Origin of the sequence: Pseudoalteromonas sp. PB2-1, from assembly GCF_045040605.1 — a bacterium.
Lineage (GTDB): Bacteria > Pseudomonadota > Gammaproteobacteria > Enterobacterales > Alteromonadaceae > Pseudoalteromonas > Pseudoalteromonas arabiensis.
Genome location: NZ_CP090667.1, coordinates 1,664,814 through 1,686,634, shown reverse-complemented (window position 1 = coordinate 1,686,634; position 21,821 = coordinate 1,664,814). Strand labels below are relative to the sequence as shown.

Here is a 21,821-nt window from a genome sequence, read left to right as displayed (position 1 = left end):
TTCCATAGCAGTTAAAAAATGACAGCGAATATTATGAGCGAAAATAGTCACATTAAAGTCATCGTGGGTATGTCCGGCGGTGTGGATTCTTCTGTATCAGCATATTTATTAAAGCAACAAGGCTATCAAGTTGAAGGCCTGTTCATGAAAAACTGGGAAGAAGACGATAATGATGAATATTGCGCTGCGGCTGAAGACCTTAAAGACGCACAAGCTGTGTGCGACAAGCTTGATATTGAGCTTCACACTGTAAATTTTGCAGCCGAATACTGGGACAATGTATTTGAGTACTTTTTAGCAGAGTATAAAGCAGGCCGTACGCCAAACCCAGACATCATGTGTAATAAAGAAATCAAATTCAAAGCTTTCTTAGAATTTGCAGCAGAGGCTTTGGGTGCTGATTACATTGCCACAGGTCACTATGTACGCCGCGAAAAACGTGACGATAAATATGTCATGTGTCGTGGTCTTGATGACAACAAAGATCAAAGTTATTTCTTATACACGTTAAGCCATGAACATATTGCGCAAACACTGTTCCCTGTTGGCGATATTGCCAAACCTGAAGTTCGCCGCATAGCTGAAGAACAAGATTTAATTACGCACGATAAAAAAGACAGTACCGGTATTTGTTTTATCGGTGAGCGTAAGTTTAAAGACTTCTTACAAAAATTCTTACCAGCACAGCCAGGTAAAATTGAAGATACCGATGGCAATGAAGTGGGTGATCACGAAGGCTTGATGTACCACACCCTTGGTCAACGTAAAGGTCTATTAATTGGCGGCATGAAAGAAGGTTCGGGTGAACCTTGGTACGTGGTTGATAAAGACGTTGATCGTAACGTATTAGTGGTTGGTCAAGGTAAAGACCACCCTCGCCTATACAGCAATGGCTTAAATGCAAATCAACTTCACTGGGTCGACCGCGAAGGCCCTAAAGGCACCACACGCTGTACTGTTAAAACCCGTTATCGCCAAGAAGACATCAACTGTACTTTACTCGTTGGTGAAGATGGTATGGCACGCGTATTATTTGATGAGCCACAAAAAGCAGTTACACCAGGTCAATCAGCCGTATTTTACGCTGACGAGGTCTGTTTAGGTGGTGGTATCATTGATTCGGTGATCAAATAATGACAGAACACCAAGTCATGGCTTTAGCCGCCATGTGCCAAGTTGCCAAACAAGTACAAAAAGTTGCGCAATATGGCCAAGGCAGTGATCACGAATTAGAAAAATTACTAAACTGTATTGTTGAGACATCACCTAATAGCCCTGAAGATGTATATCAGGGTAAACATAATTTACGTGACGGTTACCGTGTTTTAATCGCCCAGCTTTCAGCTGGCTCTGACAAAGACGTTGAAATCGTAAAATATGTAGGTGGCTTAATGCAGTTAGAGCGCGCATTAAGTTCAAAACAAAACAGTTTAAATGAATTAGGTCGTCGCATTGATGATGTTAAGCGTCGCCTCGACCATTTTGCTATCACAGATGATACTGTGGTCGCAGCGCTTGCCGATATTTACTCATCGGTGCTAAGCCCCCTTGGGCATCGTATTCAAGTGTACGGCAAGCCAGAGTTATTAAAGCAGCAACTCACGCAAAACAAAATCCGCGCTTTACTTTTAGCCGGAATTCGTAGTGCCGTGTTATGGCGACAAATGGGCGGTAAACGCCGTCACTTTTTCTTTTCGAAGAGAAAAATTCTCGCTATTGCTAAACAGTATATTTAATTATCGTTCAAACTAAACAATTTAGGAGTCATTATGGAGCTTTCAGCGTTAACCGCTATCTCTCCGGTAGATGGTCGCTACGGCAGCAAGACCACGGAACTACGCAGCATTTTCAGCGAATTTGGTTTAATCAAATACCGTGTAACTGTTGAAGTTCGTTGGTTACAAGCTTTATCTGCAGCTAGCGCAATCAAAGAAGTACCGGCATTTAGCGACGAGGCTAATGCTTTACTTAATGCCATTGTTGATAACTTTAGTGAAGCTGATGCAGCACGCGTTAAAGAGATCGAGCGCACAACGAACCATGACGTAAAAGCGGTTGAATACCTACTTAAAGAAAAAGTAGCAGACAACGCAGAGCTTAACGCAGTAAACGAATTCATTCACTTTGCATGTACTTCAGAAGATATCAATAACCTGTCTCACGGTTTAATGCTGACAGAAGCGCGTGACAAAGTATTACTTCCATACTGTGACCAACTTCTAAATGCACTAAAAGAAAAAGCGGTTGAATACAAGTCAGTTGCAATGATGACTCGCACACATGGTCAGCCAGCTACTCCTTCTACAATGGGTAAAGAGTTTGCAAACGTCTACATGCGCTTAAAGCGTCAACGTGACCAAATTGCTAATGTAGAAATGTTAGGTAAAATCAACGGTGCTGTAGGTAACTACAACGCTCACCTTAGCGCGTACCCAGATTACGATTGGCACAGCCACGCTGAGCAATTCGTAACAAGCCTAGGTTTAACATTTAACCCGTTCACAACACAAATCGAGCCACACGATTACATTGCAGAGTTATTCGATGCAGTTGCACGTTTTAATACTGTATTACTTGATTTTGACCGTGACGTTTGGGGCTATATTGCACTTAACCACTTCAAACAAAAAACAATCGCAGGTGAGATTGGTTCATCAACCATGCCTCACAAAGTAAACCCGATTGATTTTGAAAACTCTGAAGGTAACTTAGGTATTGCTAACGCTATCTTTACTCATCTTGCGCAAAAACTACCGGTATCTCGCTGGCAGCGTGACTTAACTGACTCAACAGTGTTACGTAACCTAGGTGTGGGTATGGGCTACACACTTATCGCTTACCAAGCGACATTAAAAGGTGTGAGCAAGCTTGAAGTAAACGAAGCGCGTTTACTAGAAGAGCTAGATCAAAACTGGGAATTACTCGCAGAGCCTATCCAAACGGTAATGCGTAAATATGGTATCGAAAAGCCATATGAAAAACTTAAAGACCTTACTCGTGGTAAACGCGTAAACCAAGAAATCATGGCTGATTTCATCGATGGTCTTGAGTTACCTGAAGAAGCAAAAGTAGAAATGAAAAAATTAACACCGGCTAATTACATTGGTCGTGCTGTTGAGTTCATCGACAACTTAGCTTAAATTCAAATTAAGAGTTAAAAAAGCGAAAGGCCTTCCTTTCGCTTTTTTTATATCAATTCGCTTAGGTCATGTTATGTATCAATTAACCATCAATTCATTAACCCAAGAGCAATTTTTAGCTGAGTATTGGCAAAAAAAACCATTACTTATTAAGCAAGGCTTCAAAGATTTTGCTGATCCTATAGAGCCCGAAGAATTGGCCGGTCTAGCCATGGAAGAAAGCATTGAATCACGTATTGTGACCAATCACTCAGATGATTGGCAAGCATATCATGGCCCATTCGAAGACTTTAGCTTGCTAACTGAAAAGCACTCAACATTACTCGTGCAAGCAGTTGACCACTGGCATAACGATGCTGCGCAGCTACTGGAACCATTTCGCTTTATTCCAAATTGGCGTATCGATGACTTGATGATCAGCTACTCAACCCCAGGTGGTGGTGTAGGCCCACATTTAGATCAATACGATGTGTTTATTATACAGGGTGAAGGTAAACGCCACTGGCGAGTTGGTATGCCTGATGCGAATTTAAAACAATTTGCGCAAAATAAAAGTCTGTTGCAAGTTGAGCAATTTCCTGCGGTTATCGATTGCGTGTTAGAGCCCGGTGATATTCTGTATATCCCGCCGGGTTGCCCACATGAAGGCTATGCAGTTGATAATGCACTTAATTACTCTGTTGGTTTTAGAGCACCTAATCAGCGTGATTTATTATCACAATTTGCTGATCACTTGATTGACACTGAACTTGGCAATCAACGATACGGTGATGCAGAGCTTAAATTACGCTCATCAAAAGGTGAACTTGACCAAACTGAAGCTGAAAAAGTAAAGCAATTAATGATTGCTGCGATTAATGATGACGCAGTATTTAAGACCTGGCTTGGCAACAGTATGAGCCAGCCAAAGCATGAAATGGATTTAGCACCATTAGAGGAGCCTTATACATTAGATGATGTACTTACGCTTCTAAGTGATGACGACGTTATTTTTGAGCGTTTAGGCGGCACTCGTGCAATTTACCAAATAATTGATGAACAAGTTCTATTAAGCATCAATGGTGTTAACTATATGCATGATATAGAAGAACTTGAACTTATCAAAAAGCTTACCGATCACACTTGCCTGACAGCTACTGACATAAATAGTTCAAAAAATAATCACATTTTCTTGAAAACCTTTACTACACTTTTAAATGAGGGTATTTGGTTTTGTTAGGAGCGTGTGTTTATGGGCTATCATATCGATGAAGTTGAATGGAGTATCGACAAGGAACTCTTACAACAAATCAGGGAACGTGTGTTTGTATATGAATTACACATTCCGAAACACATAGAGTTTGATCATCTTGATCAAACAGCACACCACGTATTGGTTACAAAAGATGGTAAATGCCCTGTTGCTACAGGGCGTTTATGTAACGATGGTCTCATAGGCCGTATTGCTGTCTTGCCTGAGCATCGTAATCGTTCTGTCTATAAATCACTATTAACTTACTTAGTTAAAATGGCTGAAAAACAAGGGTGCGACTGTGTCAGTATCAATTGCATTTTGAACGAAGTAGACAGGTTTAAACAAAATGGTTTTGCTGCAGATGGCTTAGTGTTCATGGAAGCTGGTATTCCAAGACAGCGAATGCTTTGCCCTATCAAACAATTTGATACGCGGCCATTCACCTTGGTGCATTAACGATACAAAATAAAAAGCTGAATAATTATATTCAGCTTTTTACAGTAAACTCAGTTTATGCTGGCTCATTTTGCCACATATCATCTTTTTCAAATAATTCATACAAACCGTGTGCACGATTTATCAACAGGTTTGCAAAATCAACTTTTGTTTTATCAACTGCGCCTGATTGCATAAGTTGGTCTGCTTTAAGCTGCCATTGCATCGAAAAAAAGCGTAAAGCTTCACGTGCATCTTTCGCTGCGCTCGCTTCGGCGTGATCCGTTGGTAAACGACCCGTCACCACCCAGTAGCTTTTACCATTTTGAGCTTTGAATTTCCAAACAGCAACTAGTGGCGCAATAAAGCGGCTTTCTTTTTCAATGACTGTTTGCGGGATCACACCTTTTTCAGCTAAATGCTTTTGCGCGTTCTGGAAACATTCTCGTTGCCACATAATACTTTGCTTGTGTGCTTGTGCTTGCTCTTCTTCTGTCAGTGGCTTAGCTTGTTTTTGTTCCATATTGGTTACTCTTTTACTACATTTAGGACACTTTAAGGCTTAATATACTGGGGTGCAAGTGTTTGCGAGCATTTAAGCTTGATTCACACTTTTAGTTACCTAACACCTTTGCAGGGTCAATTCTCGTTGCCTGCCATGCTGGATAAAGTGTTGCTAGTATAGCCAAAATAAAAGTAACAAAAACTGTAACAACAATATCTTGCCAAACTAACTTACTCGGTAGAAACTCAACAAAATAAACACCTTGTAACGGGTTATCATCTGCTAGGTTGCTTAACCAAGTAAACAGCTCACTTATATTAAGGGCCACCATAACACCAATAACAGTACCTAACAGCACTCCAATTAAGGCTTGAGTAAAGCCTTGCATAACAAAAGTGGCCAAAATTGTACTATCTTGTGCCCCCATGGTTTTTAAGATAGCAATGTTTGCCTGTTTTTCGCGTACTTCCATCACCAAGGATGAAACAATATTAAAGCTGGCAACAGCAATAATTAAAAACACCACGATATAAACAATCGTGCGAACCATTTGAATATCCTGATACAAACTGCCTTGTGTTCTAAACCAACTAGACACATACACATAGTCGGGGATAACTTGCCCGACCCGCATCGCCGTTTGATGTGCTGCAAAAACATCATCCACTTTTAACCTAAGCCCTGTTACTTGGTTTTTAGTAAAACCCAGCACAGCTTGTGCTTTATCTAATCTTATATAAGCAGCTGTTTCATCAATAGGCCCGCCCATGTTAACAATACCCACAAGCTTTAAACTCACCCGCTTTGGTGAGAGTAACTTACTCGTTTGTTGATTTATTTGTGGGATCAATAACGTAACGGGGTCGCCAATTTCTAGACCAAGCTTATTGACGATTTGTTGACCTAAGATGACATCTTCTTGCTGTAGTTGGCTTACTAAACGGCCATGAGTAAACTGATTAAGCGCAGAAACTTGGTTCTCTAAATCGGCTTCAACGCCGCGTACCTCAACCGCTTTCAGTTCATTTTTAAACTGTGCCATACCACTTACACTAATAAAAGGCGCTGCGCCAGCAACGCCATTTTGTTCATGAAGTAATTTGACTTTATTTTGCCAATCATTGATCGGTTTATTAGGAGCGACATATTCAACTTGTGGCACAACAGACAACAATCTGTGCACTAATTGCTGCTCAAAGCCATTAATAACCGATAGCGCAACAATAAGCACAGCAACCCCTAATAGAATACCTATAGTCGAAGCCTTTGCTATAAAACTTACAAAACCATTTTGGCCATCCTTTCGACCACTGTGTGCGCGAAAACGTTTTGAAATAAAGGCACTAAGCAACATCATGAGACTCTTTAATTGCAAGCTTACCATCATCTAAATAAGCAATTTTTCCGAGTTTATCTGCAAGCTCTAAATCATGAGTTACCACGACAAAGCTTGTTTTGAGACTGCTATTTAACTCTTTAATTAAGTCGTAAATCTTAATTGCATTTTGTTTGTCTAAGTTACCCGTTGGTTCATCAGCAAGTACCAAAGCAGGCTCAGTAACTAAGGCTCTTGCAATGGCAACACGTTGACGCTCACCGCCTGATAACGCTGAAGGTTTATGTTCACTGCGGTGAGAAAGGCCTACTTTATCAAGCATAATTAATGCTTTTTTGTTCGCTTCAACTGCACTTAAGCCTTTTATAAGCAATGGCATAGCAACATTTTCAATCGCAGTGAATTCCATTAGCAAATGATGGAATTGGTAAATAAAGCCAAGATTTTCGTTGCGAAAGTTAGCTTGTTGTTTACGGTTTAGCTTTCCAACTTGCTTTCCTTTGATTTCGACTGTGCCGTTTGTTGCATTATCGAGGGTTCCTAAAATGTGCAATAAAGTACTTTTACCAGAGCCAGAGCTGCCAACAATGGCCAACATTTCACCCTGTTTAAGCTCCAGCTCAACCCCTTTTAATACCTCGACTTGGTTATCGCCATCTTGATAAACTTTGTTCAGCTGCTGACAATTGATGACTAAATCACTCATAACGTAATACCTCTGCTGGATTCACTTTTGCAGCTTTTCGGGCAGGATACAAAGTGGCTAAAAAGCTCATCGCAATACTCCCTGCGGCAATTAGGCTCAAACTCATAACATCAAATTTAACGGGTAAGCTTACACCGGCTAATAAATTGATGCCTAACATATTCAATAACTCATTGATATTGCTACTTAACAACACCCCAAGTAAAGCACCGATACTGGTACCGATAAAACCGTTATACAAGCCTTGTATCATAAATACATGTTGTACTTGCTTGGGCGTTAAACCGAGTGTTTGTAAAATTGCGACTTCACTTTGCTTTTCGCTCACCATCATGGTCAACGCTGAGACAATATTAAATACGGCAACTAAAACAATCAGTCCCAATAGCATTGACATGATTCTTTTTTCCATTGCAACAGCGGCAAAAAGGGTTCCTTGTGTGTCTCGCCAATCTGAATACTTAAACCCAGCTAACATCTGACCGTGTGATTGTAAAACATCCTCAACAGCAAAAGGCTCATACAAGGATACACTTAAATTAGGTGCTGCTGATGATGCTATTTTTAAAACTCGTTGTAATGAGTAACCACTGGTGAAGGCTAAAGAGGTATCTATTTCAGATTGCGTTTCGTATAAAGCTGCGACCGTAAATAAGCGTTGACTTGGCACCCTGCCCAAGGGGGTATACGCGCTTGCATTTGGCATAATAACTCGTACTTTATCACCAATGGAGATACCCAGCTTGCGACTTAAATAACGACTTATAGCAATATGGTACTGTTTATCCATAACCAATGACCAATCACCCACGACAATTTTATCTTTAATCTGATAAAGTGAGTTTCCATCATCATAAAGCCCTTGTAACAACACACCATGTAAGTCTTTATTTGTTTGTAAAATGGCTTCACCATGACGGTATAGGTTGACTTGTTTTACATCTTGAGAGTTTGTTAGCTGAGTTTTAAGGGTCGCCATTGCCTCTTTTGAATGCGAATCCCCTTCGACTTCAATATGAGGAATTAGCCCTAGCATATTGGTTTTTAGATTATTCTCGAAACCATTCATTACCGAGCTAACGGTAAAAAGAGCCATCAGGCCAATAGCGATGCCTGCAATAGAAAAAAATGAAATAAATGAGATAAAGGCATTACCCTTTGAAGAGCGACTATATCTCAGCCCTATAAAAAGGCTAACAGGTTGAAACATAATAATTTATGGGTAATCCAAGGGCTAAATATGCGCTCATGTTAGCATATATTTAGCCATGATGGGATGCGAGAAATTGTAAAAAATAATTATAAATCCGATACTTGAACACTCTCAACAAGATGATCAAGTAATGCTTTTACATTCGTTGCAATAAATTGTCTTGGTGGATACACTCCCCATACACCTTCAGGTGCAGGCGCAACATTCGATAACACAGCAACTAGGTTCCCCGTATTTAAGTGCTCATTTACATAATAGTCTGGCAGTTGCACAATACCTAACCCTTTAATTGCAGCATCGACCAATGCCCAACCACTGTTACATTGTAAGCGCCCTGCTACTTTTATGTGTTTATCTTGGTTTTGTTCTTTTACCCGCCAATAGCTGTTATTACCAATTAAACAATGATGATGATGTAACTCACTCACACTGTGTGGTTGCCCATAGTTGTTTATATATTCAGGGCTACAGCAAATAACTAGCCTGCGCTGATTAATGCGCCTTGCTTTTAGTGATGAATCTTTTAAATGACCAAGCCGAATAGCGAGATCATACCCCTCTTCGAGTAGATTCACTTGCTCATTACTTAAATGGCTGATAACTTCAATATCAGGGTGCTTTTGCATAAACGAATGCACCGCAGGCATAATATAGCTTTCTCCATACATTACAGGAGCAGTGAGCTTTATAGTGCCTTTAGGTGTCAATTGCTGCTCAGCAAGCAGTGCCGTCGCATCATCCATTGCATGCTGAAGTTGTTTTGTTTGGTGAGCAAATATTTCACCTTCTTTGGTTAACACAACTTTGCGGGTCGTTCTCGTCAACAGCTGTGTATTTAAACGCTCCTCTAATTGACTTACATACCGACTCACGTGTGCTACCGACATACCGAGCATTTTACTTGCCCTAGTAAAACTACCCGTTTCTGCTACCGCTAAAAACTCATCGATTCCATGCCAACGATTCATTATTACCATATTGTAAAAGTGTTTTAATAAAACTGAGATTATCATTCATTGAGAAATAAATAAAATAGACTAGGTTTATTACTTACTTCCAACAACTATAAGGGAACGTTATGACTGATTTTATTAAATCAAAAGCGGCTATCGCTTGGGGTCCAAATCAACCACTATCAATCGAAGAAGTGGATGTAATGATGCCAAAAAAAGGCGAAGTGCTTGTAAAGATTGTTGCTACTGGTGTTTGCCATACAGATGCATTTACTTTATCTGGTGAAGACCCTGAAGGTATTTTCCCAGCAATCCTTGGCCATGAAGGTGGCGGTATTGTTGAAGCTGTGGGTGAAGGTGTGACACATGTAGAAGTAGGCGATCACGTAATTCCTCTTTACACTGCCGAGTGTGGTGAATGTAAGATGTGTAAATCAGGTAAAACCAACCTATGCTCTGCAGTGCGTGAAACACAAGGTAAAGGTTTAATGCCAGACGGCACCACTCGTTTCTATAAAGATGGTCAACCGATTTATCATTATATGGGTTGTTCTACCTTCTCTGAGTACACAGTATTACCTGAGATTTCACTTGCTAAAGTAAGCAAAGAAGCGCCACTTGAAGAGATTTGTTTACTTGGCTGTGGTGTTACCACAGGCATGGGTGCTGTCACGAAAACAGCTAAAGTACAAAAAGGCGACACTGTGGCTATTTTTGGCCTAGGTGGTATTGGTTTATCAGCGATTATTGGTGCGAAAATGGCTGGCGCAAGCCGTATTATTGGTATCGATATCAATACTAGCAAATTTGATTTGGCAACAAAACTGGGGGCAACAGACCTAGTAAACCCGAAAGATTTCGACAAACCAATTCAAGAAGTCATTGTTGAAATGACTGACGGTGGTGTTGATTTCTCATTTGAGTGTATTGGTAACGTTGATGTTATGCGTTCTGCACTTGAATGTTGTCACAAAGGCTGGGGCGAATCAGTCATCATTGGTGTAGCTGGTGCTGGCCAAGAAATCTCAACGCGTCCATTCCAACTTGTAACAGGCCGTGTATGGCGTGGTAGCGCATTTGGGGGCGTTAAAGGCCGTTCTGAGTTACCTGAAATTGTTGAGCGTTATATGAATGGTGAGTTTGCGTTAAACGACTTCATCACTCACACCATGAAACTTGAAGATATCAATGAAGCCTTTGACTTAATGCACGAAGGTAAGAGCATCCGCTCAGTCATTCATTATTAATCTATAAACCTGACGCTTGGTTAACCTCAAGCGTCTTCGTTTCAAGGATGTGGTTATGCTAGAAAACATAAGCTCAACAAAAGTCAGCGGTGGCTGGCATAAACAATACACACACCAAGCAAGCAGTACCCATTGTGCTATGCGTTTTGCAATATTTTTACCGCCTGGTGCCAGTGAAACTAACAAAGTACCCGTCATGTATTGGTTATCAGGTTTAACCTGTACTGATGAAAACTTTATGCAAAAAGCAGGTGCCTTCAAAAAAGCGGCTGAGCTAGGTATTGCAATCGTTGCACCAGATACGAGCCCTCGTGGTGATAATGTGCCTGATGATGAAAACTACGACTTTGGCCAAGGCGCAGGTTTTTATGTGAACGCTACAGAGGCCCCTTATAACGTGCATTACAATATGTACGATTATGTTGTTTCTGAGTTACCAGCACTTATTGAGGCGCACTTCCCCGTCAGTGATAAAAAAGCCATTGCAGGTCACTCAATGGGTGGTCACGGCGCATTGATGATTGCCCTTAGAAACCCTGAGCAATATGTGAGTGCCAGTGCCTTTAGCCCTATTGTAAACCCTATTAACTGCCTATGGGGTGAAAAGGCGTTTACTAACTATTTAGGTAGTAACAAAAGCAGTTGGCTTAAATACGATACCTGTGAACTAATGAAGCAGGCAGAAGCTGATAATTACCTGCCAATACGCGTTGATCAAGGCGAAGCTGATAACTTTTTAACAGAGCAGCTTAAAACAGAAAACTTATTTGCAGTAGTAAATGAAAAAGATTACCCCGCTGAGATAAATATGCACGCAGGCTATGATCACAGTTACTTTTTTATTAGTAGCTTTATCGATGAGCACTTAGTGTTCCATAAGCAATATCTTTAATTGCTCTTTGGTGAGTGTGGGGATTCAATTTCCCCACACTCATAATGATGCTTTAAGTATATTGCTCTGCTTATATTTTACTGTAAAAAATGTTCGTATTATGCACACAAGTCACGAACAAACTCTTTTAAAAACCCTGCTAATTGCAAAATAAATACAGCTAAAAATGGCAAAGCCCCTAAAATCGCTATACTTCGATTTAAAGGCTCATCTTGTTGTAAAAGCAATGCAAAACTGCACATAAATAACGCCAAACACCATGCATATAGTGTGCTCTCATTTTTAAACTGATTTTGAACAAGCTGCCTAATCACTAAAATAGCGGAGTCCGCCGAGGTCGCAACAAACACCAAAAGCAATAACAAGCTACTCCATATCAAAACGCCTCCTTGCCAGCCTAACTGATTAAAAAATACAAACAGCCCTTGAGTGTAGTCATACTTAATCGCTGATAAAATGCCGGCTTGGTTTAGTTTGTCCCACTCAATTGCAGCACCAGAGAATACAGAAAACCATATAATCGTGACACATGTAGGAATACCGACAACCGCCAAAATAAATTGCCATACCTTTCTACCTTGACTAATGTTGGCAAGAAATACGCCTACAAATGGCCCCCAAGCTAACCACCAAAAATAATAGTTATATGTCCAGTGCGTTGCCCAAGTGGATGTGTTTAATTGACTATCAAACTGCCATGTTCCTGTAGCTAGTAATTGTAAATAATAACCAGTTCCATCTAGTGCAATCTTCACAATAGGTGCGACAGGCACGATAAATAACAGCCAAATCAATAATGAAAATGCTAAAAGGACATTAAAGATACTTAACGATTGCACCCCTCTTCTGAGGCCTAGCCTCGCTGATAAAGTATAAATAACAAATAATACACTTACGATTACTGTGCCTATCAATAAAGGTGATGTAATACCCAGTTCAACCTCAACGCCCTTACTAATAAGTAACGTTGAGTTTGCTATTGTTCCAACAACGCCGAAGAACACAGCAAAAACAGCAATTAGTTTAATCGCAAAGGCCATTGCTCGTTTTTTATGCAGGCTAAGTTTATTTCCGAACGCACTCATAACAGGTGCACATATATCGCCAGAGTTACCACTGTATTGCGTCAACCCACCTAGCACTAAGCCAAAAACGGCATACAAGGCCCAAGCATGAGCTCCCCAATTAACAAGGGTTAATGCAAGGCTACTTGCTAACCTGTCAGGGTATAGACTTTGCTTTAAAGGAGGGTTCATAAAATGCATTGCAGGCTCTGCAACTCCCCAAAAGATCAGCCCTGACCCCATTCCGGCTGCGAATAACATGGCAAACCAGCCAAAGTTGGAATATTCAATTTTTGCATGCTCACCGCCTATTTTTCGGCCCCCCAAGGGGCTAAATGAAAGAATGATAACGGCAAATAATAACAAGTTCACGAACAGGAAAAAGCCACTTCCTAGAACGCAGAGGACGTGTTGAACCATAGGCTGTATATGTAACGTCATCAGCTCAGGCTGTGCCGCAGCAATGAGTGCGATAAAAATACAAATAGTCAGTGCTGTTTTTTCTAGCATGGTGATTGAATGTTTCAAATTATAGCCTACATATTAAACACTTTTAAAAAGTGCATGACGGTGTGCAAATAAACTCAGTCTGAAAATTTGACACGTTACTGGGTAAAATTCGCAAAATTATAGCAATTAAGATCCGCTAAAACTCGGCTAGATGTCCTAATTACCTTATTTTTCTATAAATATTGACTAGGTATTAAACTTGCTATGTAAACAGAGTGTATATTTAAGGAATTGATAAATGGACTTTAATTTAGACTGGCAAGAAGTCATTGATAATTTAATTCACCTAGGTATTGCCTATTTACTTGCCTTACCTATGGCCTTTGATCGAGAAAAGACCAGTAACGGAGCTGGCTTAAGAACTTTTCCACTGGTTGCAGTGGCATCCTGTGGCTATGCATTAGTTGGCATGTCAGTTTTAACAAGCTCAGAGGCTGAATCAAAAGTACTTGAAGGAATTATCACCGGTATAGGCTTTATTGGTGGTGGCGCAATTCTAAAGAATAAAAATTCAACCTATGGTACGGCTACTGCAGCCAGTATTTGGAACATGGGTTTAATTGGCATTGCCGTTGCGTTTAGCCGCTATGAAATAGCTTTTTTAATGGCGTTGATCAATTTTGTAACCTTACGATATGTTAAACGCTTTAAATAAGAAAAAAGGCGCTATAGAAGCGCCTTGCTGTCAAGAATGTGCTTAAACATGTCTTGATCTTAAAACATATCCTGATACGGGTTCGATTTTGATAACGCAATTGATTTATCAAAACCTGGGATTGTCATTGAGTCAGCACTCATTACAATCTCGTTTTCATCAATCAAACCATCACCAAAACGGTAAATTAGCTCATAATGACCTAAATCAGCTTGTTGTTGATAGTCAGCTTGTGCTTGTGCAACCTGAGTATGACGGTCTTGATATTGTGCCATGGCCGCATCACCATGACGCTTTGCTAACATTTTTAATGTAACCGCAGGTGAAAGCACTGTCGCTGTCGCATTATTACCACCAAACCCTTTTGAGTTAATAAAGGCGACATCCATTGCACCACACTGGTAATGCTCAGTGCGGATATCTAAATGATCGCTATACACATCATCAGCGACTTTATCAATTGTCGTGATACCTGGCATAATATTGTGACTAAACACGCCCAATGCCATAGCCAACTGGTCACCACTAGCAGGAGCAATCGTATGGCCAACATAGGCTTTAGGCGCAGCAACCTTCCAGTTATCTATTGCGAAAGTCTCTGCGACCTTATGATAGATAAGTGATTCTGTAACTCGGTTTTGTGGCGTACTTGAGCCATGCGCCAAAATAAAGCTACGTTTTTGCACCGCTTCTTGGCCAACAATACTACTAGCCAGCGCGACGGATTTAGCCATCGTAATATAATTACCAGGACCTGGTGCGGTGATTGATTTTTTAATACCATCTGCATTAACAAATACATCAGCAACGGAACCTTGAATGTCTGCACCGAGTTCTAAAGCAAGGGCATCATCCATCAAAATAACAACCTGTGCTCCCTCACCAATTGTGAAGCCACAGTTCTCGCCAAATGGACGGCTTGTACGGCGGTGATCAACCACCTCTGTGTTATCTAAACGCTTGAGTCCTTCTTCATTAGCAAGCGCACTCATATTGCCAAAACCTTCAACAATTTCAGGTGTAATTGCACACTCAACCGATGCCACAATCGCGACACGAGTACGACCCGCTTGAATATCATTTACCGCAGCACGTAGGTTATATAAAAATGTCGCACACGCACCTGATGTGGTAAACGTTGTACCGACATTACCCGTCACATACGCGTTAATGAAGTCAGTCGACATAGTATTTAAGCCAAGTGCTAATTGCTTAGTACTTACACGGTCGCCCTGCTGACGTGAGCGGATTAAACCACCTAACCCTTCGTCATCTACTTGTCCAACAACAGAGGCTGAATAAGTGCCAATTTGATCAGGTTCAACGCTATTCATAACATGCCGCCAATCAAGCCCTGTTGAGCGAATTGCATCTGTTGCGGCAAAAATAGTTGCTTGAAGGCCTCTAGGTTGATAACGACTGTTGTACATATTTGCAGGTTCAAAACCTGTTGGTAACTGACCAGCTGCTTTAATAGGATTATCACGAGTGCTGTCATGTTTAACTGCAATATCAGCACTAATTGTTACTTTTACCTTTTTGTCGCTAAGGTCTTCAACTAACCAACTTTCAGGTACTGGCGTTGGTAAATCACGACGACGCGTTTCAAATACAATCTGTTGCTCATCTGATGCGGTTAGCGTCATTTTTTGTTGCCAAGGTGTGGCGTCAACGTCAAAATGATTTTTTTCAATTTTACGAATAAGCGTACCAGCTAAAACCAGCTCACCAAATCGAGCTTCAATATCAGCTTCATTAACAGTGTTTCCATCTGCATCTTTTAAAACACCGTCAGTCAGCGTGACTAAATTCATGAGTGTCGCTAAACCTAAAAATGTTTCTTGGCGGGCTTTAGCGTCCAAGCTGTCTAACACGATACGACGATAACCTTGATGAAAAGAAGTGCGGCCAGCGGCATTAATACCACCCATACCAACAATAACGGGTAATGCTGTCATAATTAACCTTGAGAAAACGTGTTACGAGAATTAAGTCAAGTTTAAATGGATTAACCCGCACAGTTTATGCTTAAATAGCCAAATAACCTGCATAATGAGCCAAAATCAACTGGTCGGAGCAATTTGAGTGACGAGTCTTCAACAAGCAAAAGCGATAGAAATTAGTATATTGGTTTATCCTCACTTGCTAATAACCAGTTTAACTCTGCCTATCGAAATGCTCAGAGCGGGCGAAGCTTTTGCTAAAAGCCATTCGCAATCAGAAGAATTTAGGCCGTTAAACATTAACTTGGTAGCAAGTAACTTAAATGCCATCCCCAATCGTACAGGCCTTGCTATTGTGCCTGACTGCGAAGCTGTCACAGCCCCCACCAGTGACTTGATTATTGTGCCTGGTATTTGGCGTAACCCGCGTCCAGTAGTGAGCAAACAACAGAGATTAATACACTGGCTTAGTGATTCTTGGCAGCAAGGAAGCCATATTGTTGGTGTGGGGACCGGCAACTGCTTAGTTGCTGAGGCTGGGTTATTGGACGGTCACCCTGCGACGACTCATTGGCATTATGCAGAGCAATTTAAGCGGGATTACCCAAATGTGCAGCTTAAACCTGACTTTTTCATCACACAATCTGAGCGCATGTATACAGTTGCTAGTTTAAATGCCCTTGCAGACGTGATAGTTCATATTATCAGCCAATATTATGGCCGAGAAGCGGCACAACATGTTGAGCGCAACTTTTCCCATGAAATTCGTAAGCCCTATGAAGATCAACGTTATCTAGAAGGCGCAGTTGATAAACACCCTGATGAACTTATCGCGCAGATCCAGTTTTGGCTAAAAAACAATTTAACCTCTGAGCTAACTCTGCATGAAGTTGCGGCACAATTTAGCTTAAGTTATCGCACCTTCACTCGGCGATTTCGCCAAGCCACCAGCCAAACGCCCGTTGAGTATTGGCAGCAGCTACGCGTACAAGCAGCTAAAGAATTACTTGCTTCATCAAACTTATCGATTCAAGAAGTGGCACTGGAAGTTGGCTATAATGACCAAGGTCATTTAACCCGAGTTTTTAAAAAAGTGTTATCACAAACGCCCAGTGAGTACCGTACTGTGGTGAGACGAAAACTCTTTGGCTAAAGTGCCTGTGTTAATTAATTGAAAAATTAACACCAATACTGCCTTTTTAAGTTGCTGATTTAGAAATTATTACTAAGCTTTTAAATAGTTGTATCTCACTATTTTGAGCCAATAAATGTATCAACCTGATTATGATGAGTTAGTGCAGAGTTGGAATAAAACGCTTGAAGTTTTAGCCCTGTTTGCCAATGTTCCTGTTGCGTTAGTAATGAAAGTCGAAAACAACATTATTAGCGTATTTTCGAAAAATGACTATCAAGATAATCCCTATAAGATTGGTGACAGCGAAGAATTAGAAGATTCAGGCCTTTATTGCGAACATGTTATAAAGACCCAAACACTGCTTAATATTCCAAATGCACTGATTGATGATGACTGGAAGGAAAATCCTGACATAAAACTTAATATGATTTCATATTTAGGCTTGCCAATTAGTGCTGGAGATACGACTCCATTTGGCACTATTTGTATTCTCGATAGCAAACCACACGAATATAACGAGCCTGTGATCAAGCTTCTTGAAACAATAAAGCAAAGTTTTGAAACACAGCTCAAGTTGCTGTATCAGCAAAAACAAGCGTTTGCACAACAGCAATTTGCAGAACTTGCTACCTTAATTAGAGGGATTGCTCATGAAGTTAATACCCCACTTGGTAATTGCATCACTGCAGTAGACGTAACAGAGCTGGCTGTAAAAGAGACTCAAACCAAACTGCTGCATAAAAGATTAAGTGAACTCGCATTACAAAACACATTAAGCACAATAATAAACACCAGTGAATTGTTAAATCGAAACTTATCAACGTGTGCGTACAAAATCCGCATTTTGCAGGACTTGCTTTACCCTAATCCACAATCAAACAAAGCGATTATGTCCTTAGCTGAACTTGCTGAATCACTCACTGAGCATTTAGAAGAAAAAATAAAGCATCAGAATATTAAACTTACAGTGAAATATCAGGATCCACATAGCGAATGTGAAGTAGCGACTGATTTACTTAAACAAATACTGTTTATATTGCTGCAAAACTCCATTGAACATGCATTTAGCACAATCGATAACCCAGCAATTGAGATTGATATTTTTGATTTTGATGAAGTATTAAAAATTCACTATATAGATAACGGCATCGGCATTAACAGCAGCGAAAAACACTCCATTTTTACCCCGTTTTATAAAGGCAAAAATAATCAATCGGGTATGGGACTTGGTCTGAGTATCGCGAAAAAAATAGTGAGCCAACAATTGCAAGGTGATATTTGTGTACAAGAAAGTGATGTAGGTGCACATTTTGTAATTAGCTTGCCAAAATAACTTAATTAGATGCAATCTCTTTGCTAAATAAAGTTTTACTAATGTGCGGGTTACCCTTCTGTTCATAACCCGCAATGATATAGCCGTTTTTTATCAGCATACTCAGCATTGCAGGAAAACGGTTCATTAATTTCACATTAATAGCATCATAATCATGTTCTTTACCTCACGCTTCTTGCGCTTTCAATAATGCCTGTGCAATCCCCTTCCCTAGCAATTTTGGCACCACTGCACCAAGCCAGCTATAGAAATTTTATTCTCTAATCTGTAACCAAGCTTATAGGCCTCAGGCTTATTATTTGTAGGCACCTAACTAAGGTGTTCACAATTAACTAACTGTGCTTGTAATTTATCGAAGCTATTCCGGCTATCAAACTCAGGAATTTGGTAATCAACCAGCAATAAACCTTGTAAACTTTATTGCGTAACAAGGTGCCATTAATTTTATTTCCCATTTAGTGTTGTTTTATGGCTAACTTTTGATCATTTTTCTTTACGATAATACAACTTTGAATAGCGTTTTACCTGTGCGTGCACTCCACGCCCTAAGCTTTTAAACTTGGCTTCAAGCACATCAACACCATATAAAATAACAACGACTAACACTGAGAGCTTTATCGCGGCGAGTAAGTTATCAGTGGCAATCACAACGCCAATAGATGCCAGTACCCAAATGGTCGCCGCAGACGTAACACCAACCACTGCGCCATCTTTCGCTAACATAACACCGGCACCTAGAAAGCCAATGCCGGTAATTATTTGCCCAACCACACGGGAATGATCAATCACATCACCATGTAACATAAAAGCCGTTGCTAAAAACAAATAAGTCCCTAATACAATTAATGCGGAGGTTCGAATACCCACCGGCTTACCGCGTAATTGACGCTCCATACCAATAATTGCGCCGCAAAATGCGGCACTACCAATTGCTGACCAAGAATAAGGGGCAATATCAAATAAACTACTCAGTGTCACTGTATTTCCAAATCAAATTAACAATTCAAATTATAAATAAAAGGCCATCGCAGTGCTGAGTCTTGATGAACCAAAGCTGGCCATTTTAGTAAAATCAGCTTTCGCTATCGGTACATGCTGACAATCAATTGCCAATTGCTTTTCATTTTCACAAAACGGGTCGTGCACATATAAACAATGCTCATCAATATGGGTTACACACACCCAATGCGGTGACTTTTTACCATCAAATCGATAGGTGCTGATCAATAACACCACCGCTTTACCCTCAGCAAGCCAATCTTCAATAGATGCCAAGGTTAACTCTTGATACCGCACCGGCAGTTTTGCAGCTATTGCTTCAGCCACGAACTGATTGTGTACTGTATGCAAAATTGCTTTCTTCTTTTCGCTTCTTACGCCATCGATAAACAACGAATCTCGAGTATTTAAAACAACATCAGCTTTAAAACCACGTTTCATTGCCGCTAGTGCCAGACCTAATGGATGGCAGCCACCATGCCCTGATGTCATAAAAATAGTGGTCGCTTCCCGCCAAATATCCAGCTCTTTTAGTTGGCTCATAGGTGTGTCGTTTAATGACGACATCGCCATTAATAATGCCGCGGGGCCACAGGTAAACTCGGTTGTTTGCTGGTACCAAGGTGTGTGCTTATCGGCATTAAATTCGGTATTACGACGAATATTTTTTTGCATTCGATGTGCATCACTATGGTCGTCATAATAGTCACTGTAATGACCAAACACCTGGTAACCTTGCTTCTCATACAAGCGAATTGCCGATTGGTTATTCACCGCAACTTCTAATCGCATGTATAAACGGCCGCGTTTCGCCGTTTCATTTTCAAGCGCAAGCAGTAGCTTTGAAGCAATACCTTTGCCTTGCAGAGATTGCAAAACTGCCAGTGAATATAGCCGAGCAAGGCGTGTACCTTTGTGACACCACACTAAACCATAACCCACTAGTTGATTATCTACCTCAGCCACCATCAGTAAGCCGTGCGCTGCGCTGATCCAACGCTTTAAACTACGGCTACTTAACCTATCTTGGCTAAAGCTTTGCTCTTCAATGGCAACAAGGGCCGCCAAATCCGTGGCCTGTGCAAAACGGATTTGACAAACAGATGCATTCATTAACCACGGCCTCGCGCTTCAAGGCGTTGTTTGAACTCATCCATAATGATCATATAAAGCTCATCACCTAAATAGGCATCTTCGACTTTATGATCAATACTAGGGTTGTCATTCACTTCTAACACGTATGCCTTGCCTTGGTGTTCTTTAACATCAACACCATACAAACCTTTACCCACCGTCTTACAGGCTTTTAACGCGGCATCAAGTACCACTTTTGGTAGTTCAAATGTTGGCAAGGTTTCAAAGCCACCTGAGAAGAAACGTTTTGCATCATGGTTGTAAATTTGCCAGTGATTACGCGCCATTAAATAACGACACGCGTAAATTGCACGGCCATTCAACACCCCTACTCGCCAATCGTATTCGGTGTACATGTACTCTTGTGCAAGCACAAGCGCACTGAACTCAAACAGCTCAGTTAACTTAGCAACTAATTCATCTCGGTTAGCGACTTTAAATACGCCTTTCGAAAAAGACCCTTCTGGCATTTTTAATACCAGTGGGTAGCTGAAGTTTGCTTCTAAACTTTCAATTGTCTCTTCACTTGTATCAGCCACAACGTGAGTTTTTAAACTCGGCACTTTTTGATAATTAAAGGCATCGTGCAAATACACTTTATTACAACAGCGCAGTATTGATTCTGCATCATCAATTACCACTAAGCCTAAACTTTGTGCTTTACTTGCTAAGCGATAGGTTGGATGGTCGATAGCCGTTGTTTGGCGAATAAATAACGCATCAAACTGTCCGATGCTGGTAATTTCATCAAATGTCAGTGCTTGGGCATAAATACCATGTTTAGCAGCTGCTTTAATAAATTTAGCAATAGCATCTTTATCACTTGGCGGCACTTTTTCTTGGTGATCAACCAAAATAGCCATATCCCAACGATAACGACGTTTTTTATCGTTTATACGCCACACGGATTCTGTAAAGCTACTGAGTTGTTCCACAAACTCTGTAAAGGCGGTGTCGTTTAATGAGGCAATCGTACCTTGCTTTACAACCCCTTGCTCATCGCACACTAAAATAGGCGCAGGGTATTGCGAGAATAGCGCTTTGGTTGCTTTGCTTTGCTGCTCTTGATCTGTGTGACCAAAAAATACTGTGCCACCAGCAAGCTCTTTATGACGCGTGCTGTGCTCATCGCTACGCAGCGCATTAATTGTTTTTACACTCGGTAATACCTGATGCTTTCTTGCTTCAGCAAGTAAAGAGCAATAATAACCTTTACTTAAATACTGCCCTGTATCACACAAGTTTAAAATGCGTGTTTTTGGCTCATTATGTTTTGGGTAATCACGTAAGTAAGTGTCAAAGGTAATGACATTTTCGAAATTTTGAGCAATACGTTGCTCATTGTTATCAACCACAATCAAGGTTTTAAACACGACTTTTCCTAAAT

Annotated in this window: 21 protein-coding genes; 10 read left to right on the top strand and 11 right to left on the bottom strand. The window is 40.7% G+C overall.

Annotated elements, in window-relative coordinates:
* Positions 1-33 precede the first annotated feature (33 nt).
* From mnmA to L0Z67_RS07765, 5 genes are all read left to right on the top strand, one after another.
* Positions 34-1,134, top strand: a complete 1,101-nt coding sequence (gene mnmA, locus L0Z67_RS07785; protein WP_062569399.1) for a tRNA 2-thiouridine(34) synthase MnmA — start codon at positions 34-36, stop codon at positions 1,132-1,134.
* The gene (gene hflD / locus L0Z67_RS07780; protein WP_062568969.1) at positions 1,134-1,736 is read left to right on the top strand and encodes a high frequency lysogenization protein HflD; all 603 of its coding nucleotides are present in this window, start codon (positions 1,134-1,136) and stop codon (positions 1,734-1,736) included. The genes mnmA and hflD overlap by 1 nt, the downstream gene beginning before the upstream one ends.
* Positions 1,737-1,769: 33 nt before the next feature.
* Complete coding sequence (purB, locus tag L0Z67_RS07775; protein WP_193988751.1) at positions 1,770-3,140, top strand: adenylosuccinate lyase; 1,371 nt, start codon at positions 1,770-1,772, stop codon at positions 3,138-3,140.
* A 73-nt stretch (positions 3,141-3,213) separates the two neighbouring features.
* Positions 3,214-4,359, top strand: a complete 1,146-nt coding sequence (locus L0Z67_RS07770) for a cupin domain-containing protein (RefSeq protein WP_062568967.1) — start codon at positions 3,214-3,216, stop codon at positions 4,357-4,359.
* Between the two features lie 12 nt (positions 4,360-4,371).
* Entirely contained in the window at positions 4,372-4,830 is a 459-nt protein-coding gene (locus tag L0Z67_RS07765; RefSeq protein ID WP_062568966.1) for a GNAT family N-acetyltransferase, read from the top strand.
* 55 nt (positions 4,831-4,885) lie between these two features.
* Here the strand turns inward: L0Z67_RS07765 and L0Z67_RS07760 are convergent, their stop codons facing one another.
* The 5 genes from L0Z67_RS07760 to L0Z67_RS07740 form a co-directional block, all read right to left on the bottom strand.
* A complete protein-coding gene (locus L0Z67_RS07760) occupies positions 4,886-5,332 on the bottom strand; it encodes a DUF4826 family protein (protein ID WP_062568965.1) in 447 nt (148 codons plus the stop codon).
* A gap of 91 nt (positions 5,333-5,423) precedes the next feature.
* Complete coding sequence (locus L0Z67_RS07755) at positions 5,424-6,668, bottom strand: lipoprotein-releasing ABC transporter permease subunit (protein WP_193988956.1); 1,245 nt, start codon at positions 6,666-6,668, stop codon at positions 5,424-5,426.
* Complete coding sequence (gene lolD / locus L0Z67_RS07750; protein ID WP_405128659.1) at positions 6,658-7,356, bottom strand: lipoprotein-releasing ABC transporter ATP-binding protein LolD; 699 nt, start codon at positions 7,354-7,356, stop codon at positions 6,658-6,660. Before lolD ends, L0Z67_RS07755 begins: the two co-directional genes overlap by 11 nt.
* Positions 7,349-8,566, bottom strand: a complete 1,218-nt coding sequence (locus L0Z67_RS07745) for a lipoprotein-releasing ABC transporter permease subunit (protein ID WP_062568962.1) — start codon at positions 8,564-8,566, stop codon at positions 7,349-7,351. Before L0Z67_RS07745 ends, lolD begins: the two co-directional genes overlap by 8 nt.
* An 89-nt stretch (positions 8,567-8,655) precedes the next feature.
* Positions 8,656-9,537 carry a LysR family transcriptional regulator gene (locus L0Z67_RS07740; RefSeq protein WP_083515300.1) on the bottom strand — a complete coding sequence of 294 codons (882 nt, stop codon included), beginning with the start codon at positions 9,535-9,537 and terminating at the stop codon, positions 8,656-8,658.
* Positions 9,538-9,647: 110 nt separating this feature from the next.
* On the opposite strand from L0Z67_RS07740, the gene L0Z67_RS07735 reads away from it, so the two are divergent.
* Positions 9,648-10,769 carry an S-(hydroxymethyl)glutathione dehydrogenase/class III alcohol dehydrogenase gene (locus L0Z67_RS07735; protein ID WP_062568960.1) on the top strand — a complete coding sequence of 374 codons (1,122 nt, stop codon included), beginning with the start codon at positions 9,648-9,650 and terminating at the stop codon, positions 10,767-10,769.
* 55 nt (positions 10,770-10,824) lie between these two features.
* Complete coding sequence (gene fghA / locus L0Z67_RS07730; RefSeq protein WP_237115173.1) at positions 10,825-11,661, top strand: S-formylglutathione hydrolase; 837 nt, start codon at positions 10,825-10,827, stop codon at positions 11,659-11,661.
* Between the two features lie 98 nt (positions 11,662-11,759).
* Here the strand turns inward: fghA and L0Z67_RS07725 are convergent, their stop codons facing one another.
* On the bottom strand, positions 11,760-13,253 hold the full coding sequence (locus L0Z67_RS07725; RefSeq protein WP_405128658.1) for a BCCT family transporter: 1,494 nt from the start codon (positions 13,251-13,253) through the stop codon (positions 11,760-11,762).
* Between the two features lie 220 nt (positions 13,254-13,473).
* On the opposite strand from L0Z67_RS07725, the gene L0Z67_RS07720 reads away from it, so the two are divergent.
* Positions 13,474-13,890, top strand: a complete 417-nt coding sequence (locus L0Z67_RS07720; protein ID WP_062568955.1) for an MgtC/SapB family protein — start codon at positions 13,474-13,476, stop codon at positions 13,888-13,890.
* Between the two features lie 59 nt (positions 13,891-13,949).
* Here L0Z67_RS07720 and L0Z67_RS07715 read toward each other — a convergent pair whose 3' ends face one another.
* Positions 13,950-15,848 (bottom strand): beta-ketoacyl synthase, encoded by a 1,899-nt coding sequence (locus L0Z67_RS07715; protein WP_405128657.1) that lies wholly within the window; start codon positions 15,846-15,848, stop codon positions 13,950-13,952.
* Positions 15,849-15,975: 127 nt separating this feature from the next.
* On the opposite strand from L0Z67_RS07715, the gene L0Z67_RS07710 reads away from it, so the two are divergent.
* Together L0Z67_RS07710 and L0Z67_RS07705 are read left to right on the top strand one after the other, a co-directional pair.
* Positions 15,976-16,986: a GlxA family transcriptional regulator gene (locus L0Z67_RS07710; RefSeq protein WP_405128656.1), complete on the top strand. Its 1,011-nt coding sequence runs from the start codon at positions 15,976-15,978 to the stop codon at positions 16,984-16,986.
* 115 nt (positions 16,987-17,101) lie between these two features.
* Positions 17,102-18,301, top strand: coding sequence for an ATP-binding protein (locus L0Z67_RS07705; protein WP_193988744.1), 1,200 nt, complete (start codon positions 17,102-17,104; stop codon positions 18,299-18,301).
* 1 nt (position 18,302) lies between these two features.
* On the opposite strand, the gene L0Z67_RS07700 is transcribed toward L0Z67_RS07705, so the two are convergent.
* The 4 genes from L0Z67_RS07700 to L0Z67_RS07685 all read right to left on the bottom strand — a co-directional run bounded on the left by L0Z67_RS07700 (position 18,303) and on the right by L0Z67_RS07685 (position 21,807).
* Positions 18,303-18,428 carry a hypothetical protein gene (locus L0Z67_RS07700; RefSeq protein ID WP_267135624.1) on the bottom strand — a complete coding sequence of 42 codons (126 nt, stop codon included), beginning with the start codon at positions 18,426-18,428 and terminating at the stop codon, positions 18,303-18,305.
* Between the two features lie 356 nt (positions 18,429-18,784).
* On the bottom strand, positions 18,785-19,279 hold the full coding sequence (locus tag L0Z67_RS07695; RefSeq protein ID WP_062568951.1) for an MgtC/SapB family protein: 495 nt from the start codon (positions 19,277-19,279) through the stop codon (positions 18,785-18,787).
* Positions 19,280-19,309: 30 nt separating this feature from the next.
* Positions 19,310-20,413 carry a GNAT family N-acetyltransferase/peptidase C39 family protein gene (locus L0Z67_RS07690; protein ID WP_062568950.1) on the bottom strand — a complete coding sequence of 368 codons (1,104 nt, stop codon included), beginning with the start codon at positions 20,411-20,413 and terminating at the stop codon, positions 19,310-19,312.
* Positions 20,413-21,807 carry a RimK family protein gene (locus L0Z67_RS07685; protein ID WP_405128655.1) on the bottom strand — a complete coding sequence of 465 codons (1,395 nt, stop codon included), beginning with the start codon at positions 21,805-21,807 and terminating at the stop codon, positions 20,413-20,415. The genes L0Z67_RS07690 and L0Z67_RS07685 overlap by 1 nt, the downstream gene beginning before the upstream one ends.
* Positions 21,808-21,821 lie beyond the last annotated feature (14 nt).

Excerpts from the sequence above, each read along its gene's own strand:
- mnmA (WP_062569399.1), top strand. The coding sequence starts at position 34 with ATGAGCGAAAATAGTCACATTAAAGTCATCGTGGGTATGTCCGGCGGT.
- hflD (WP_062568969.1), top strand. The coding sequence starts at position 1,134 with ATGACAGAACACCAAGTCATGGCTTTAGCCGCCATGTGCCAAGTTGCC.
- purB (WP_193988751.1), top strand. The coding sequence starts at position 1,770 with ATGGAGCTTTCAGCGTTAACCGCTATCTCTCCGGTAGATGGTCGCTAC.
- L0Z67_RS07770 (WP_062568967.1), top strand. The coding sequence starts at position 3,214 with ATGTATCAATTAACCATCAATTCATTAACCCAAGAGCAATTTTTAGCT.
- L0Z67_RS07765 (WP_062568966.1), top strand. The coding sequence starts at position 4,372 with ATGGGCTATCATATCGATGAAGTTGAATGGAGTATCGACAAGGAACTC.
- L0Z67_RS07760 (WP_062568965.1), bottom strand. The coding sequence starts at position 5,332 with ATGGAACAAAAACAAGCTAAGCCACTGACAGAAGAAGAGCAAGCACAA.
- L0Z67_RS07755 (WP_193988956.1), bottom strand. The coding sequence starts at position 6,668 with ATGTTGCTTAGTGCCTTTATTTCAAAACGTTTTCGCGCACACAGTGGT.
- lolD (WP_405128659.1), bottom strand. The coding sequence starts at position 7,356 with ATGAGTGATTTAGTCATCAATTGTCAGCAGCTGAACAAAGTTTATCAA.
- L0Z67_RS07745 (WP_062568962.1), bottom strand. The coding sequence starts at position 8,566 with ATGTTTCAACCTGTTAGCCTTTTTATAGGGCTGAGATATAGTCGCTCT.
- L0Z67_RS07740 (WP_083515300.1), bottom strand. The coding sequence starts at position 9,537 with ATGAATCGTTGGCATGGAATCGATGAGTTTTTAGCGGTAGCAGAAACG.
- L0Z67_RS07735 (WP_062568960.1), top strand. The coding sequence starts at position 9,648 with ATGACTGATTTTATTAAATCAAAAGCGGCTATCGCTTGGGGTCCAAAT.
- fghA (WP_237115173.1), top strand. The coding sequence starts at position 10,825 with ATGCTAGAAAACATAAGCTCAACAAAAGTCAGCGGTGGCTGGCATAAA.
- L0Z67_RS07720 (WP_062568955.1), top strand. The coding sequence starts at position 13,474 with ATGGACTTTAATTTAGACTGGCAAGAAGTCATTGATAATTTAATTCAC.
- L0Z67_RS07715 (WP_405128657.1), bottom strand. The coding sequence starts at position 15,848 with ATGACAGCATTACCCGTTATTGTTGGTATGGGTGGTATTAATGCCGCT.
- L0Z67_RS07705 (WP_193988744.1), top strand. The coding sequence starts at position 17,102 with ATGTATCAACCTGATTATGATGAGTTAGTGCAGAGTTGGAATAAAACG.
- L0Z67_RS07700 (WP_267135624.1), bottom strand. The coding sequence starts at position 18,428 with ATGAACCGTTTTCCTGCAATGCTGAGTATGCTGATAAAAAACGGCTAT.
- L0Z67_RS07690 (WP_062568950.1), bottom strand. The coding sequence starts at position 20,413 with ATGAATGCATCTGTTTGTCAAATCCGTTTTGCACAGGCCACGGATTTG.